This window comes from Mesorhizobium sp. CAU 1741 (assembly GCF_039839275.1).
Lineage (GTDB): Bacteria > Pseudomonadota > Alphaproteobacteria > Rhizobiales > Rhizobiaceae > Aerobium.
Map to the genome: position 1 here is coordinate 560,197 of NZ_JBDOQP010000001.1, position 16,048 is coordinate 576,244.

Below are 16,048 nucleotides of genomic sequence, written 5' to 3' on the forward strand. Positions count from 1 at the left end.
CGCGACGGCGTCACGCCGGGATGCGGATTGTCGCACGCAGGCCGCCCATCGGGCTGTCGCTCAAGCGGATGTCGCCGCCATGGCTGCGTGCGATATCGCGGGCGATCGACAGGCCAAGGCCCGTTCCGCTGGCATCCTGGTTCCGGGCATCATCAAGCCTGACGAACGGCTTGAAGACGTCGTCGCGCTTTTCGGCGGGGATGCCGGGGCCATCATCGTCGACTATGATGAGCAGCGACCCGCGCGCGTGGGTAGCCGTGACCTCCACCGTTTTGGCGTAGCGGAACGCGTTGCCGACCACATTGCTCAGCAGGCGTGAGAAGGCATTGGGACGCACCTGTACGTCGGGATTGCCCGAAAGCGACACGGTGAGCGTGCGCTTACGCAGCCGCGCCTCCTCCCGAAGCTTGTCGAGGAACATCTGGAGGTCGAACGTGCCGGTGTCTTCTCCGGATTCGCCGCGCGCAAAGGCAAGATAGCCTTCAAGCATGGATTGCATGTCGTTGATGTCCTGGTCGAGCGCCTCGCGGTCGGTCTTGGCGCTGCCCAGCGCCAGTTGCAGCTTGAAACGTGTCAGAATCGTGCGCAGGTCGTGGCTCACGCCGGTGAGCATGGCGGTGCGCTGTTCGATCTGGCGCTCGATGCGTTCGCGCATCAGGATGAAGGCGGCGCCCGCGCGACGGACCTCGTCAGCACCGCGCGGCCTGAAATCCTGCGGCATCGGCCGGCCCTTGCCGAAGCTTTCGGCGGCCTCCGCGAGCTGCAGGATCGGCTTGATCTGGTTGCGCAGGAAGGCGATGGCGATCGAGAGCAGGACGAGCGACGTGCCGACCATCCAGATCAGGAAGATGTGCGTATTGGAGGCATAAGCCTGGCTGCGGCGGGCAAAGACGCGCAGCGTCTTGTCCTCCAGCCTGACGCGGACTTCGATGATGTTGGAAGCGCCTACCGTGTCGAGCCAGTAAGGGCGATTGATCTGTTCGTTGATCTGCTCGCTCAGCGATCCGTCGAGGATCGAGAAGAAGGGCTTTGGTCCCGGCGCTGGCAGCGGGTCGGGCGGCAGAATGTCGATCTTGAGGTGAAGCCGCTCCTGGGCGATGCGAATGACATCGGCATAGTTGTCGCCCGGCGGATAGGTCTCGATCATGTCGATGATCGCCGCGATGTCGCGTGTCACAGCCGTGGAAAGGCGCTCCGTCACGGTCTGCCAGTGGCGCTCCATGAAGACGAAGGCGAGCACGGACTGCAGCAGGATCATCGGCGCGATCACGATGATGAGCGAGCGTGCGTAGAGCTGCTTGGGCAGATAGCGCGCCATCACGCGCCACATGCGGCCGAAGACGCGCGTCAGCCTCGAGCGCGGGCGATTCAACAGCCTGCCGCGCTTGGTCGGTTCGGTCACGGATATGTCGGAACTCGCCATCAGGCTCCTTTGCGCTCAGGCCGACAGTCTATTCGACGCTCAGCCTGTATCCAACACCACGAACCGTCTGAAGCCAGACGGGGTTGGATGGATCGCGCTCAATCTTGCGGCGCAGCCGATTGATCTGCACGTCGATCGTGCGCTCACCCACTTCCGATTCCGTACCAACCAGTTCGTGCCGCGGTATCGTGTCGCCCGCCCGCTCGGCGAAGATCGCGAGGATCTCCTGCTCGCGGTCGGTCAGCTTCACGGCCTCGCCGGACCGCTTCAACTCTCGCCTCGATATCTGAAAGGTGTAGGGGCCGAAGACGATCTGCTCGACCTTCGGCACCGGCTGTGGGCCGCCCCGGCGCAGGATGTTGTTGAGGCGCAGGAGCAATTCCCGCGGGTCGAACGGCTTGGGCAGATAGTCGTCGGCGCCCGCCTCTAGCCCTGCCACGCGGCTGTCGGTCTCCGACAGGGCGGTGAGCATCAGGATAGGCACGTTCTTCTCTTCGCGCAGGGACTGCGTGAGTTGCACGCCGGTTTCGCCGGGCATCATCACATCGAGAACGATGAGATCGAAGTCGAGCCCCGCCAGCTTGCGCCGCGCCTCGTCCGCCGTACCCGCAACGGTGATGCGATATCCGTTCTCGCTCAGGAACTGCTTGAGCAGCGTGCGGATGCGGGTGTCGTCGTCGACGACCAGAAGATGAGGGGCGTCATCGCCCGGAATGCTCGCATCTTGCACCATCGGCACTTCCTTCGTTGCAGCGCCCCGCCCGGACGAAGTCTAGCCTGCCTCCGGGTCGCGGTCATCAGTCCTGACGGTGACCGTCCTCGATCTGTGGCCGCAATTCCGGATTGACCATGCCCTTGAGGAACGTCTCGATGACGGCACGGTCGCCAGGCGTCGCCTCGGCCAGTGCCCGTGCGATGCGGCGTGATTGTGGCGCGGCGAGCGCCAAGGCCAGCGAGCGGCCTTTGGCGGTCGGGTAGAGTTCGCGCTGGCGACGATCACGCGGTCCCTGCACCTGCACGATGTAGTCGGTGTCGATCAACTGCTTGAGCACGCGCGCCAGGCTCTGCTTGGTGATCTTAAGCACCTCCAGGAGCTCCGCGACAGTCAGGCCCGGCCTGCGGTTGACGAAGTGAACCACGCGATGGTGGGCGCGCCCGAAGCCGTAGGTGTCGAGGATCTGGTCGGGATCCGAGGTGAAGTCGCGATAGGCGAAGAAGAACAGCTCGATGATGGTGAAATCGATGCCGTCGTCGCCCGTGGGCGCCGTTCGTATCGGCTCGCCGGACCGATCCTGCTGTTCATTCATGTGTCGCTCGCGATTCTGCTGCCTAATTTATGTCAGTCTTGTTGACATAAATTAGGCTCGATGGTAATTTTTGCCAATCTTTTGGGCTGAATGCGAACGAAAAGGCAAGCGACGGGCCGGATACCCGGAACTTCCTTAAATCGGTCTCGTATCCAGCATAAAGTTGCGGTTCAAGCGGATCGGATTAGTGAAGTGCGCGCCGCGCGTCCAACAAAAAGCAGCTTCTAGGGAGACTTCCATGGCATCCGTTCCTTTCGACCAGCTCGACGGTCACATCTGGATGAATGGCGAATTCGTCAAATGGGCGGACGCCAAGGTTCACGTACTCACACATGGTCTTCACTATGCCAGCTCTGTATTCGAGGGCGAGCGCGCTTATGGCGGCGAGATCTTCAAGCTGACCGAGCATACGCAGCGCCTGCACGAATCCGCCCGTATCCTCGGTTTCACGATTCCTTATTCGGTTGACGAGATCGACGACGCGTGTCGGACACTGCTGAAGATGCAGGGCTTCTCCGATGCCTATGTTCGTCCTATTGCCTGGCGCGGCTCCGAGATGATGGGCGTGTCGGCCCAGCACAACCGCATCAATTGCGCGATCGCCATCTGGCAGTGGCCGAGCTATTTCGACCCTGAGCAGCGGCTCAAGGGCATCCGCCTCGACATCGCGGAATATCGGCGCCCCGATCCACGCACCGCACCGTCGAAGTCCAAGGCTGCGGGCCTCTACATGATCTGCACGTTGTCCAAGCACGCGGCCGAGTCCAAGGGCTATGCCGACGCGCTGATGCTTGACTGGCGCGGACAGGTCGCCGAAGCCACCGGGGCGAATATCTTCTTCGTCAAGGATGGCAAGCTGCACACGCCGGACCCTGACTGCTTCCTCGACGGGATCACCCGCCGCACCGTGATCGAACTTGCGAAGGCGCGCGGCATCGAGGTCGTGGTCCGCGCGATCATGCCGGAGGAACTCGAAGGTTTCGAGCAGGCATTCCTGTGTGGCACGGCTGCGGAAGTCACCCCGGTGTCGGAGATCGGGCCCTACACCTTCAAGGTCGGCGAGATCACCAGGACCCTGATGAACGACTACATGGCGGAAGTTCAGCCGAAGCAGGCGGTTGCCGCAGAATAACGACATCGCCGAAGACAATATCATTCGTGGAACAGTGCTGGACTAGCTCTGTTCCACCGTTTTGACTTTGTCGGAAATCAGGAGTTCCATCCGTGTGCCGACGCATCGAGTCGGTTCCTAGGAGGGACAACCATGGAAGCACTTCTTCCAATCATCACGCAGATCATCGCCGGTGTCATCGGTGGCCAGGCTGTTGGGGCCGCCATGAAACAGGCGGCGATGAGCCAGCTTCCCAAGATCCTGAGCGGCGCCATCGGCGGTGTCGCAGGCGGTCAGTTGCTGGGGATGTTATTGGGCAGTGGCGCCGATGCCGCAACCGGCGGCGCGATGGGCGGTCTGCTCGGTGATGCCATCGGCGGCCTTGGCGGCGGCGCGATCCTGACCGCGATTGTCGGCGCCGTCATGAAGAATAGATAGCAGTTCCACGTTAAGAAGTCCGGGGCGGCGGTCACGCCGCCCTTTTCGTTATAATCCGTGTCCGTTTATGCAGGGGCAGCGACAAAAGGAGATCACGATGGGCGAACTGAGAGCCGGCATCATTCCCGTCACCCCGTTCCAGCAGAACTGCACGATCCTGTTTGACGAGGCAGACAAGCGCGGCGTGGTTGTCGACCCCGGCGGCGAGATTGAGAAGATCCGCGCCGTCATCGCTGAGAACGGCCTCACAATTGAGGCGATATGGATCACTCATGGCCATATCGACCACGCAGGAGGCGCGATGGAATTGAAGGAGGCGATCGGCGTCGACATCATCGGGCCGCACGAGGCGGATGCCCCACTTCTGGCAAACCTGGAGGCGCAAGGGCAGCGCTTCGGGCTGACGGACGCGGTGCAAAACTGCACGCCGGACCGCTTCCTGTCCGAAGGGGAGACGGTGTCGTTCGCCGGGCATGAGTTCGAGGTGCTGCACTGTCCGGGTCACGCGCCCGGCCACGTCGTCTTCTACAACCGGGCGGCGGGCTTCGCCCATGTCGGTGACGTGCTCTTCCACGGCTCGATCGGGCGCACCGACCTGCCGGGCGGCGACCACGAGACTCTGATCCGATCGATCAAGGACAAGCTTCTGCCGCTCGGTGACGAGATCGGCTTCATATGTGGCCACGGCCCGGGCGGCCGTTTCGGCGATGAGCGGCGCAGCAATCCATTCCTGGTATGAAGCCGCTTTTCGAGCAGCCAACACCTGCTGGATCACGCTCCACCGGACCAGCGGGGCGTGGGTCGATCGTCAGAATGCCAGCCCGAATGCGCGGTTGCCTTACATTACGGTCAGATTGACCGCCTTCGGGCCTTTTCCACGTTTGTCCGGCTCGGTTTCGAAGCTCACCTTCTGGCCGTCCTCGAGGCCAGTAAGGCCCGATGCCTGCACCGCCGAGATGTGAACGAACACATCCTTCTGGCCGTCATCGGGCGTGATGAAACCGAAACCCTTGGCATGGTTAAAGAATTTTACTGTTCCGCTCTGGGGCATGGGATGCTCCTTATCTCCCACTGGTTATTCTTGCAGGGTCGTCATGCCTGCTTAGTCTCGTGCCTTTACTGGGGGAGAAGAAACAGCTTTCATCGCGCCGGGGTTTTGCCGAAACCCTCTCATTTCGCGGTCGGCCTGGTCAGCGCGGCCTGATGGGGCTTGCTAGTTTGCAGTTGCACCGAGGCATCCTATTCCAGTCTCCGGGCCGGCAAACGCCCGAACGGAGCAAAGTTTCCTTCATTTTTTTTCGCGCGGCAAGCAAAAGATTTGTGACCGCCGCAGCCGCGCCAGCGCGTCAAACTTCCTTAACATGTTACTTTTTGTGGTCTTCCGCGGGCGCCCGTGGCAACGGCCATGACAGAGCATCGAGTCCCTCCGAGACTCGCGCTGTGGCGATGAGCTTGGGCTCGATCAAACTATAGCCGAAGGGGAGACTTTACATCTGGACCAACGGGTCCTTGTACTTGCCCCAGTTCCGTGCGATGAAAGCGATTGTTCGGGCATTTGCTGACCCGGAGACTGGACCGTTGCTGACGCCCTTTCCCCGTACCGTGAACTCTCGACGACCGCGACCCTGCGCATGTCGCGCAGACGCAGCTTACCAAGGGAACAGGAGCTTTCCCCATGGCCCAGACCGGCACCGTTAAATTCTTCAATGCAACCAAGGGCTTCGGCTTTATCACGCCGGACGATGGCGCGAAGGACGTCTTCGTGCACATCTCGGCGGTCGAGCGCTCGGGCATGCGCACGCTCGTTGATGGCCAGAAGGTCACCTTCGACGTCGAGCCTGACCGCATGGGCAAGGGCCCCAAGGCGGTCAACCTCGCCGCGGCCTGATCACGGCTGCGCCGGTCCAATCCGGCGACATTGAACGTTGGGGACGGCGCGAGATATCGCGCCGTTTTCATTTGTAGATTTCGAGGGCCCTCCTGACAGCCTGCTGTCAGCAAGTTGCAGCGGCTTCGTGTGTCCGGTCGTCCGGGGCTTCCCATCGCGCCGGACTCCACCCATATTCCGACCATGGCCAAAACTCCCGAGAAGAAGACCGCGCCGCGCGCGAAAGAAACCGGTTTCGGCGCGCGCACGCGCAAGAGCCCGCTGACCGACTATCTCGACGCCTCCGAACCGCTCCATCCCGGCGGGTTCGATGAGTCACCGCAGGCTGCGTTCGAAGGTGCGCCATTGACCGGATCGGTTTCCGACTGGGCGCGGCAGATTGCCGACGAGGCCGAGAAGCCGGCGACAAAATCGCCTAAGAAGGTTCCTGAAAGATCCGCCGCTCCAACGCGCTCCGCGCGGGGCACCTCGATGGGCGGAGCTGCCTCGCCGAAGGATCGCGCGGCTGCCGGCCTCAACCCGGTCGCCGGGCTGGATATTGCGCTGGAGGATGTCGATAGCCTGTCGTCTTCGGGAGTCACCGCCACGGTGGCGGCCCTGTCCAGGCTCATAGAAGGCGGCGATCCCAATCTCCAGAAGGAGGCATGGGTGCCGCACCGGCCGGCAAGGCCGGACAAGTCGGAGGGTGGCCTTTCCATTCGGATGGAAACCGAGTTCAAGCCCTCGGGCGACCAGCCGACCGCGATTGCCGACCTCGTCTCCGGCGTGAAGGAGCACGACCGGACCCAGGTGCTGCTCGGTGTAACCGGCTCCGGCAAGACCTTCACCATGGCCAAGGTGATCGAGGCAACGCAGCGGCCGGCACTAATCCTGGCGCCAAACAAGACCCTGGCGGCCCAGCTCTATGGCGAGTTCAAGAGTTTCTTCCCCAACAACGCGGTCGAGTATTTCGTCTCCTACTACGATTACTACCAGCCGGAAGCGTATGTTCCGCGCACCGACACCTATATCGAGAAGGAATCGTCGATCAACGAACAGATCGACCGCATGCGCCACTCGGCGACACGTTCGCTGCTTGAACGGGACGACGTGATCATCGTCGCATCCGTGTCGTGCATCTACGGTATCGGATCGGTCGAGACGTATACAGCCATGACCTTCCAGATGGAGGTGGGCGACCGGCTCGACCAGCGCCAGCTTCTCGCCGACCTCGTGGCGCAGCAGTACAAGCGGCAGGACATCAACTTCACGCGCGGCTCGTTCCGCGTGCGCGGCGACACGATCGAACTTTTCCCGGCTCACCTGGACGATCGCGCCTGGCGGATCACGATGTTCGGGGACGAGATCGAGACCATCACCGAATTCGATCCGCTGACCGGCACGAAGACGGGCGACCTCAAGAGCGTCAAGATCTACGCGAATTCGCACTACGTCACGCCGCGGCCGACGCTGAACCAGGCGATCAAGTCGATCAAGGAGGAGCTCAAACATCGCCTCGTCGAACTGGAGAAGGCGGGACGCCTGCTCGAGGCGCAGCGTCTGGAGCAGCGCACGCGGTTCGACCTGGAGATGCTGGAGGCGACAGGTTCGTGCGCCGGCATCGAGAACTATTCGCGCTACTTGACCGGCCGCCGGCCCGGCGATCCGCCTCCGACCCTGTTCGAATACGTGCCCGACAATGCGCTCGTCTTCATTGACGAGAGCCACGTCACGGTGCCGCAGATCGGCGGCATGTATCGTGGCGACTTCCGGCGCAAGGCGACGCTGGCCGAATACGGATTCCGGCTTCCGTCCTGCATGGACAACCGGCCGCTGCGCTTCGAAGAGTGGGACGCGATGCGCCCGCTGACCGTGGCCGTGTCGGCGACGCCCAGCAACTGGGAAATGGAGCAGGCTGGCGGCGTCTTTGCCGAGCAGGTGATCCGACCCACCGGCCTGATCGATCCACCGGTTGAAGTTCGCCCGGCCAAAAGCCAGGTGGACGACGTGCTGGGTGAAATTCGCGAGACGACCGCCAAGGGCTATCGCACCTTATGCACCGTGCTGACCAAGCGAATGGCTGAAGACCTGACGGAGTATCTGCACGAGCAGGGCGTCCGGGTCCGCTACATGCACTCGGACATCGACACGCTGGAGCGCATCGAAATCCTGCGCGACCTCCGTCTCGGAGCATTCGACGTGCTGGTCGGCATCAACCTACTGCGCGAGGGGCTCGACATTCCCGAATGCGGCTTCGTCGCCATTCTCGATGCCGACAAGGAAGGTTTCCTGCGTTCCGAGACATCGCTGATCCAGACGATAGGCCGTGCGGCGCGCAACGTGGATGGCAAGGTCATCCTCTACGCCGATCGGATCACGGGATCGATGGAACGGGCGATGGCGGAAACCGCCCGCCGCCGCGAAAAGCAGCTCGCCTATAACGAAGAACACGGCATCACGCCCGAAAGCATCAAGAAAAACATCGGCGATATTCTCAGCTCCGTCTACGAGCGCGATCACGTCCGCCCCGACATCTCCAACGTCACCAAGGACGGCCAGCTCGTCGGCAACAACCTCAAGGCGCATCTCGAGCACCTGCAGAAAGAAATGCGCGATGCCGCCGCCGATCTCGATTTCGAGCGGGCGGCCAGGTTGCGCGACGAAGTCAAGCGGCTTCGCGAGATGGAACTGGCGATTTCGGACGACCCGCTGGCGCGCGAAGTCGAGATGGAGAGTCCCGATTCAGGGCGGCGCAAGGGCCAGCACAACAAGGGCAAGGCACGCCACCGTACCGCCGACGAGCAATCGCTGTTCGCCAAGCCACACTTGGACGAGATGGGCCGCTCCGGCGATTACGCGACGCCGGCGGGCGCCTCAGGATTCCGCAAGAACACGCTCGACGAGATGACCGTGGGGCGCACGGAAAAGCCAATGCCGGGCAGGGTGCCGACGAAGACCGATGGCGAACCGAAGCCCGTCAAGCGGGAACGCGCCGGGATCGGCTCCTATGAGGAACCCGCTGAGGTGCGCAAGGAATCGAGGCGGTCGAGAAAGACCGGAAGGCCCGGGCGCTGACGCCGCGCGGCGTGAGTAACCCTTAGTTAAGTATACTCGGCCAGGGGGCGGGAAGGGCACATTTCGTGATCCGTGTTCCGGTTGACCTGCCCTGGCACCCGCCCCATCTTCCGGCCCATGAGAACACCGTCCATAGCGCTAGCATTCGTCGCATCCTTCACCGCCGCCTTCATCATCGGGGTCCATGCGATGCCGCCAAACGCGGTCATGTCGGAGGCGGCTGCGTCGGGGAGCATCGTTACTGCACAGGTGCCCGCGCCGCAGGGCTCCAGGTCGCGCGACAGGGACGACCGTTACAGGGATCGTTATGACAACCGCGCAAGGGACCGCTACGATCGGCGGCCGGAACGGCGCCAGTTCGCGGACTGCCATCGCGACGTGCGCACGCATCGCATCAATGGCGCGCTCGTGACGCACCGGCATGTGGGGAGCAATTGTTCGGTAAGGGCCGTGCGGCGCTCGAGCGAGCCCGCTCCACGCCGCTAGCGCGACATGATGTCAAGCGGCCGCAACCTGCCGCGTTCAGGCCGAGGCTTTCACACGCTAGTAGCCCGCATGCTCCGCGAGGCCGGCGCTGACCATATTGAGCGGCAGGCGGCTGCCACGCTTGTATGCGGCCATGATGCGCTCTGCCACGGCATCGCGCCGGGCCTTCTCGCGCATGGTAACACCGAGCTCAATGCACACGGCATCGATCACCGGCTGCATGTCCGCCAGCTCATGCGGAGCAAACACAGCCCGGAGCGCCGGTACGTTCGTTTCAGTAACAGGCATCGTTCGACTCCTCCTGGCTGTGCGACTTCGTCCTGGTCTTTGCCCGGTCAAGTCGCCTCCCTTGATCAGAGTATGTGCAATTGTGGCGACATCAAGCGAATTATCACGCTACGGAAGCAGCAAGACGGGCTTGAAACAATTGTTGATTAATTTCGCGCGGAATCCGGCTACCGGAGTGAGCGGGCAGCTACTCTTTTGAACGCCTCAGGGCATCAACGGCGTCGGTGCCATGTCCAGGTGCAGGTGCGTGCCGTCGTAAGGATGCGCGTCGCACACCGCCTCGTCGAGTTCCACGCCCAGACCCGGCTCGGCCGAGGGAATGACGTTGCCGTCCTGCCACTCGATCTTCTTCTTGAGCAGGGTGGCGTGGAAGCCATCCCACGTCTTCAGCGATTCAAGAATCAGGAAGTTCGGCAATGTAACCGCGAGCTGGATATTGGCCGCGCCTACGATCGGTCCGCAATAGCAGTGCGGGGCGATCTGGATGTGGTAGGCCTCGGCCATCGCGGCGATCTTCTTCGTCTCCAATATACCGCCGGAGCGGCCGAGATCCGGCTGGAGGATGCTCGCCGCACGCAGTTCAATGACGCGGGCGAATTCCCATTTCGTGGTCAGCCGCTCGCCCGTGGCAACGGGGATCGATGTGCCGGCCGCCACCTGCGCCATCACTTCGGGCATGTCCGGCGGAACCGGCTCCTCGAACCAGAGAGGATCGTAGGGCTCGATGGCGCGCGCCATGCGCAGGGCGCCCGACGCGGTGAACTGGCCATGCGTGCCAAACAGGATGTCGGCGCCGGTGCCCACCGCTTCGCGGATCGCGGCGACCATGCGAGCAGATGTGTCGATGTCGATGAGGCGAGGCTGATGGCCGTCAAAGGCGGTGTAGGGTCCCGCAGGATCGAGCTTCACGGCGTTGAAGCCCTGCCGCACATATTCGACCGCGCATTGGGCGGCCAGTTCCGGATCATTGTAGACGTTGCGATCCCTGTCTTCGGCCTCGGCAGGCACGACGCTGCCGGCGTGTGGGTAGAGATAGGTGTAGGAGCGGAGCGTCTCGTGGACCCGGCCGCCGAGCAGCTTGTAGACCGGCTTGCCGGCCTCCTTGCCAATAATGTCCCAGCAGGCGATTTCCAGCGCCGAGACGCACCCCATCATCGAGATGTCCGGGCGTTGCGAGAACCCGGACGAATAGGCGCGCCGAAAGAAGGCTTCGATGTCGTGCGGATCGCGGCCGACGAGATAGCGTTGCGCGCAGTCCTCGATCATCCGCGCCGTGAGGTGCGGACCGAAGGTCGCTGAATAGGCTTCGCCATAGCCGACGACGCCGCCATCGGTCGTCAGCTTCACGAAGATGAAGTAGCGTCCGCCGATGCCGGGGGGCGGGTTCCCGACCACCCATGTCTTCACGTCGGTGATTTTCATCGGTGATCCTCCAGTACCATGTCTGCGCCCTTCCAGCCGGTCATGATCGCTGCGGCGTTGGTGTTTCCGGCGACCACGCTGGGGAACACCGACGCATCGATCACCCGCAACCCGTCCACGCCATGGACCTTCAGGCGCGGCGATACGACCGACGATGCCGGATCGGGTCCCATTCGGCAGGTCGAAACGGGATGATAGACCGTACCCGAGCGTTTGCGGAAATCCTCGATCAGCGCCTCGTCGTTCTGGACGTCAGGGCCGGGGAGGACTTCTCCGTCGATCGCGCTGGCCATGGCGGGCGAGGCGGCGATGCGGCGCAGGAACTTCACTGCGGCCAGCATCTCGTCGACGTCGTGATCGGTCGAAAAGGCATTGGCGACGATCCTCGGATGCTCGCAGGGATCAGCCGATCTGATCGTAATCGAGCCGCGGCTCGTGGGCCGGCAGTTGGAGAGGCCGATCGAGAAGCCCGGCCAGGCGTCGGGTGACAGGATAGGTCGCTCTCCCGGCCTCGGAAGCACGGTCGAGAACGCCTGGAAATAGAGCTGCATGTTGGGACGGGCAAGCGAAGGATCGGTGCGGAAGAAACCGCCTCCCTGGTTCATGCTCATCGACAGCGGACCGTCGCGCGTCAGCAGATAGCGCGCGCCGACCATCAGCTTGCCCCACCAGGGGCGCAGAAGCTGGTTGAGCGTCGCGTTTTTCGCTCTCCACGTGTAGTTGATGCCCTGATGGTCCTGCAGGTTCGCGCCGACATGGTCATTGGCGTGGTGCACTTCGATGCCGTGCTCTTGCAGGAGCGCCGCGGGTCCGATGCCTGAAAGCTGAAGCAATTGCGGCGCGTTGACGGAGCCGGCGGAGACGATGACTTCGCGACCGGCCAGTGCTTGAACGGTCTGCCCGTTGCGCATGTACTCCACGCCAATCGCGCGACGGCCTTCGAACAGTATGCGCGTCGCCAGCGCGCCGGTGACGACATGCAGGTTCGGGCGCTTCATCGCCGGCCGCAGGAAAGCCCTGGCCGCCGACATGCGCCGTCCACCACGCGTGGTAATCTGGTAGACGCCGACGCCCTCCTGGTCCGGACCGTTGAAGTCGGGGTTCAACGGCAGTCCGGCTTCTTGCGCCGCCTTCAGGTAAAGATTGCAAAGCGGATGGACGAAGCGCGTGAGTTCGGTGACATGGACCGGGCCGCCGCGCCCGCGCCACTCGTCCTCGCCGGCGTCGTTGTCTTCCATGGCCCTGAAGATCGGCAGGACATCGCTGTAACCCCAGCCCGGATTGCCTGCTTCTCGCCAGTCGTCAAAGTCGCTCGGATGGCCGCGCACCCACACCATGGCATTGATCGAGCTCGACCCGCCGAGCACCTTGCCACGCGGCCAATGGTCCGCATTGCCGGCTAGGCCCGGATCCGGCTCGGCGCGATAATTCCAGTTCACTGACGGATCGAAGAAGGTCTTGCCGTAGCCCAAGGGCATCTGCACGAAGAAGCGCCGATCGCTGCCGCCAGCTTCGAGCACGAGCACTGAGTGCCGCCCGTTCGCGGAAAGGCGATCGGCCACGACCGAACCGGCCGAACCGGAACCGACCACGATGAAATCGAACTGCTTCATGAAATGACTGCGGGAGCACCTGCCTGTTGTGGGCAGAGCGTAGCGCTCCCAAGACCCATGTGTCTCGACCGCATCGCGTCACCGCTTGTGAAAAATGCGACCGGCCGCTAGGTCAGGTCAGCATCAATGTCGAGGAAGCCATGGCCAAGAGAAACGAAGCGAACCCGGTCGGCGAACTGACCCTGCGCACATTGGCGATGCCTGCCGACGCCAACGCGGCCGGCGACATCTTCGGTGGATGGGTCATGGCGCAGATGGACCTTGCATGCGGTATCCGTGCCGCCGAGCGCGCCAAGGGCAGGGTGGTGACAGCCGCCGTTCAGGAGATGTCGTTTGCCAAGCCGATGAAGATCGGCGACACGCTGTGCATCTATATCGACATCACCAAGGTCGGGCGTACCTCGATGACCCTGCGTGTCGAGGCATGGGCGCAACGCTATCTTTCCGACCTGATGGAGCGTGTCACCCATGCGGATTTCATCATGGTCGCTCTCGACAACGAGGGAAAGCCGTCGCCCGTACCCGCGGAGGCTTGACGTCAGGCCCGATCCGAATCGAAGCGCTGACGGGCGCTATTGATGCGCGTGATGTTCTGTCGTGCCCAGCCTGCAAGCGCCCTGACCGGGATGCGCAACTCGCGCCCCAGTTCCGTCAGCTCATAGTCCACTCTTGGCGGCACTGTGGGGTAGACGGTACGTGTGACCAGTCCGTCGCGTTCAAGCCCGCGCAGCGTCGTGGTCAGCATCTTCTGCGAGATGTTTCCAATCGAACGGCGCAACTCGTTGAAGCGCATTGGCCCGTCACTCAGGAGCTCGACGACGAGAACGGTCCATTTGTCTCCGACGCGCGAAAGAACGTCGCTCACCGCCTGGCAGGCGGTTTCATCGCGGTGACTGAGTGTCAACAAAGTGCCTCCTTGTGCACTGCGAAACCGGGCCCCTATATGCACCGGTATCGAAAGGATACCAAAACGGTTTCTTTCTGATACCCAGTTTGCAGCAAAGGATTCAACCCCATGGCAAAACCAAAGATCGGAGTCATCGTCGGCTCCACGCGTCCGGGCCGTTTCGGTGACAAGCCGGCCGAATGGATCGCCGAGCGCGCGAAGGCAACCGGCGAGTTCGACGTCGAGATCGTCGATCTGCGCGACTTCCCGCTGCCGTTCTTCGACGAGCAGGCCTCTCCGGCGTGGGCGCCTTCACAGGCCGAGGGTGCGAAGGCCTGGCAGGACAAGGTCGCCAGCCTCGACGGCTACATCTTCACCGCGGCGGAGTACAACCGCAGCCCCACCGGCGTCCTCAAGAACGCGCTCGACTACGCCTACAACGAGTGGAACAACAAGCCGGCGGCCTTCGTCGGATATGGTGGCGTCGGCGGCGCGCGCGCGGTCGAGCAGCTTCGGCTGATCGCGATCGAGCTCCAGATGGCGCCGATCCGCAATGGCGTTCACATCGTGTGGGCCGATTATGCGCAGGTCGCATCCGGCGACAAGAAGCTTGGCGATTTCGCCCACCTCAACCAGGCGGCCGACGATCTTCTCAAGCAGTTCGGCTGGTGGGCAAAGGCACTGAAGTCCGCCCGCGCGGAAGCAGCGGCCAAGGCCGCCTGAGACCACACCATCCGTGTTTCCTGAAGTGGCGTCCCGTGATCGATGCGGGGCGCCTTTTTCGTGTCAGGCAGCGCGGTGTGTCGGCTTGGGCTTCGACTTTGATGCGAGCACCTTGTCGATGCGCCGGCCGTCCAGGTCGACGACTTCGAACCGCCATCCGAGCGCCTCGACATATTCGCCCACCTCGGGCAAGCGATGCATGTGCGACAGGATGAAGCCCGCCAGCGTCTCGTAATCGCGCTTTTCCGGCAAGACGACGCCAAGAATGTCGGCCATCTCGTCCGTCGGCACATATCCTGCCAGCAACCAAGATCCATCCTCGCGTTGCACGGCTGCCGGGTCGTCGACGTCGGCATCGGATTTGAACACGCCGACGATCGTCTCGAGGATGTCGGCCGGTGTCACCACGCCTTCGAAGTCGCCGTATTCGTCATGGACCAGCGCCATGGGAATGTCGGCTTCCTTAAGTGTTGCCAGCACGTCCAGCGCGTCGGCGTTGTCATGAACGATGGGGGCAGAACGGACATGGGTCTCGACGTCGAAAGCCTGGCGTTCGAGCAGCGCTGCCAGTGCTTCCCGCGTGCGGATCACGCCCACGACCTGGTCGACGCTGCCATTGCCGGCTGGCAGCACGGAATGGGTGGTCTCCATCAGCCGCTTGCGCATGTTGGCCCTCGACTCCGAGACGTCGATCCAGTCGACGTCGGTGCGCGGTGTCATGATCGCCCTGACACTCCGGTCTGCCAGTCGCATGACGCCGGCGATCATCTTGCGCTCGTCGCTCTCGACCACACCGTGGCTTTCGGCCTCGGCGATGAGGCTGGTGATCTCCTCATCGGTAACTTTGGTGTCGTTGCCGCCACCCTGCCCGAGCAATTTGAGGACGATCTTGCCGGAAACATCGAGCAGCCAGACCAGCGGCGCGGCAATGATCGACAGCCACCGCATGAGCGGGGCAACGCGACAGGCCACCCCCTCGGGGTTGCGCAGCGCGATCTGCTTCGGCACCAGCTCACCGATGATGAGGGAGCCATAGGTGATCGCCGCGACTACCGAGCCGACGCCGAGGGGGTCAGCGATCGATTCGGGAACGCCATTGGCAATGAGCCAGGCGTTGAGCCGCAGGCCGAGGGTTGCGCCGGAGAATGCGCCTGACAGCACGCCAACGAGCGTGATGCCGATCTGGACGGTCGACAGGAACCGCCCCGGGTCGGCGGCGAGTTTCATTGCCGTGGCGGCGCCTGCGACATTGCGGTCTGCCATGGCGCTGAGACGCGAGGGTCGGGAAGAAACGACTGCAAGTTCAGACATGGCCAGCACGCCGTTGATGCAGATCAACAGAATGACGGTGACGATTTCAATCGTGAGCATGGGGATGCAATAGCATCGCATTTGCCGTCATGCGACGG

The 16,048-nt window shown here is 62.8% G+C and carries 17 protein-coding genes; 8 read left to right on the forward strand and 9 right to left on the reverse strand.

All coding sequences use genetic code 11. The annotated features are described in order from the left end of the window. Positions 1-10: 10 nt before the first annotated feature. From AAFN84_RS02720 to AAFN84_RS02730, 3 genes are all read right to left on the reverse strand, one after another. Complete coding sequence (locus tag AAFN84_RS02720) at positions 11-1,330, reverse strand: ATP-binding protein (protein WP_347513776.1); 1,320 nt, start codon at positions 1,328-1,330, stop codon at positions 11-13. Between the two features lie 121 nt (positions 1,331-1,451). Next, the gene (locus AAFN84_RS02725) at positions 1,452-2,156 is read right to left on the reverse strand and encodes a response regulator transcription factor (RefSeq protein WP_347512970.1); all 705 of its coding nucleotides are present in this window, start codon (positions 2,154-2,156) and stop codon (positions 1,452-1,454) included. 64 nt (positions 2,157-2,220) lie between these two features. Further along, complete coding sequence (locus AAFN84_RS02730; protein WP_347512971.1) at positions 2,221-2,730, reverse strand: MarR family transcriptional regulator; 510 nt, start codon at positions 2,728-2,730, stop codon at positions 2,221-2,223. Between the two features lie 238 nt (positions 2,731-2,968). On the opposite strand from AAFN84_RS02730, the gene AAFN84_RS02735 reads away from it, so the two are divergent. The 3 genes from AAFN84_RS02735 (at position 2,969) to AAFN84_RS02745 (ending at position 5,018) form a co-directional block, all read left to right on the forward strand. Next, on the forward strand, positions 2,969-3,862 hold the full coding sequence (locus AAFN84_RS02735) for a branched-chain amino acid aminotransferase (RefSeq protein ID WP_347512972.1): 894 nt from the start codon (positions 2,969-2,971) through the stop codon (positions 3,860-3,862). Between the two features lie 132 nt (positions 3,863-3,994). Further along, complete coding sequence (locus tag AAFN84_RS02740; RefSeq protein ID WP_347512973.1) at positions 3,995-4,279, forward strand: hypothetical protein; 285 nt, start codon at positions 3,995-3,997, stop codon at positions 4,277-4,279. A 97-nt stretch (positions 4,280-4,376) separates the two neighbouring features. Continuing rightward, positions 4,377-5,018, forward strand: coding sequence for an MBL fold metallo-hydrolase (locus AAFN84_RS02745; RefSeq protein ID WP_347512974.1), 642 nt, complete (start codon positions 4,377-4,379; stop codon positions 5,016-5,018). Between the two features lie 99 nt (positions 5,019-5,117). Here the strand turns inward: AAFN84_RS02745 and AAFN84_RS02750 are convergent, their stop codons facing one another. After that, a complete protein-coding gene (locus AAFN84_RS02750; RefSeq protein WP_347512975.1) occupies positions 5,118-5,330 on the reverse strand; it encodes a cold-shock protein in 213 nt (70 codons plus the stop codon). Positions 5,331-5,954: 624 nt separating this feature from the next. Between AAFN84_RS02750 and AAFN84_RS02755 the strand changes: the two genes are divergently transcribed. The 3 genes from AAFN84_RS02755 to AAFN84_RS02765 all read left to right on the forward strand — a co-directional run bounded on the left by AAFN84_RS02755 (position 5,955) and on the right by AAFN84_RS02765 (position 9,707). Then, on the forward strand, positions 5,955-6,167 hold the full coding sequence (locus tag AAFN84_RS02755) for a cold-shock protein (protein WP_347512976.1): 213 nt from the start codon (positions 5,955-5,957) through the stop codon (positions 6,165-6,167). A gap of 183 nt (positions 6,168-6,350) precedes the next feature. Then, positions 6,351-9,221: an excinuclease ABC subunit UvrB gene (gene uvrB, locus AAFN84_RS02760; protein ID WP_347512977.1), complete on the forward strand. Its 2,871-nt coding sequence runs from the start codon at positions 6,351-6,353 to the stop codon at positions 9,219-9,221. Between the two features lie 117 nt (positions 9,222-9,338). Beyond that, positions 9,339-9,707 (forward strand): hypothetical protein, encoded by a 369-nt coding sequence (locus AAFN84_RS02765; protein WP_347512978.1) that lies wholly within the window; start codon positions 9,339-9,341, stop codon positions 9,705-9,707. A gap of 57 nt (positions 9,708-9,764) precedes the next feature. On the opposite strand, the gene AAFN84_RS02770 is transcribed toward AAFN84_RS02765, so the two are convergent. The 3 genes from AAFN84_RS02770 to AAFN84_RS02780 form a co-directional block, all read right to left on the reverse strand. After that, entirely contained in the window at positions 9,765-9,995 is a 231-nt protein-coding gene (locus tag AAFN84_RS02770) for a hypothetical protein (protein WP_347512979.1), read from the reverse strand. Positions 9,996-10,199: 204 nt separating this feature from the next. Further along, positions 10,200-11,417, reverse strand: a complete 1,218-nt coding sequence (locus tag AAFN84_RS02775; RefSeq protein ID WP_347512980.1) for a mandelate racemase/muconate lactonizing enzyme family protein — start codon at positions 11,415-11,417, stop codon at positions 10,200-10,202. Then, the gene (locus AAFN84_RS02780) at positions 11,414-13,030 is read right to left on the reverse strand and encodes a GMC family oxidoreductase N-terminal domain-containing protein (protein WP_347512981.1); all 1,617 of its coding nucleotides are present in this window, start codon (positions 13,028-13,030) and stop codon (positions 11,414-11,416) included. Before AAFN84_RS02780 ends, AAFN84_RS02775 begins: the two co-directional genes overlap by 4 nt. A 140-nt stretch (positions 13,031-13,170) precedes the next feature. Between AAFN84_RS02780 and AAFN84_RS02785 the strand changes: the two genes are divergently transcribed. Further along, entirely contained in the window at positions 13,171-13,566 is a 396-nt protein-coding gene (locus AAFN84_RS02785) for an acyl-CoA thioesterase (RefSeq protein ID WP_347512982.1), read from the forward strand. Positions 13,567-13,568: 2 nt separating this feature from the next. Here the strand turns inward: AAFN84_RS02785 and AAFN84_RS02790 are convergent, their stop codons facing one another. Then, the gene (locus tag AAFN84_RS02790; RefSeq protein WP_347512983.1) at positions 13,569-13,934 is read right to left on the reverse strand and encodes a helix-turn-helix domain-containing protein; all 366 of its coding nucleotides are present in this window, start codon (positions 13,932-13,934) and stop codon (positions 13,569-13,571) included. A gap of 111 nt (positions 13,935-14,045) precedes the next feature. Here AAFN84_RS02790 and AAFN84_RS02795 point away from each other — a divergent pair, with 111 nt between their 5' ends. After that, positions 14,046-14,639: an NAD(P)H-dependent oxidoreductase gene (locus tag AAFN84_RS02795; protein WP_347512984.1), complete on the forward strand. Its 594-nt coding sequence runs from the start codon at positions 14,046-14,048 to the stop codon at positions 14,637-14,639. Between the two features lie 63 nt (positions 14,640-14,702). Here the strand turns inward: AAFN84_RS02795 and AAFN84_RS02800 are convergent, their stop codons facing one another. Then, the gene (locus AAFN84_RS02800) at positions 14,703-16,010 is read right to left on the reverse strand and encodes a hemolysin family protein (RefSeq protein ID WP_347512985.1); all 1,308 of its coding nucleotides are present in this window, start codon (positions 16,008-16,010) and stop codon (positions 14,703-14,705) included. Positions 16,011-16,048 lie beyond the last annotated feature (38 nt).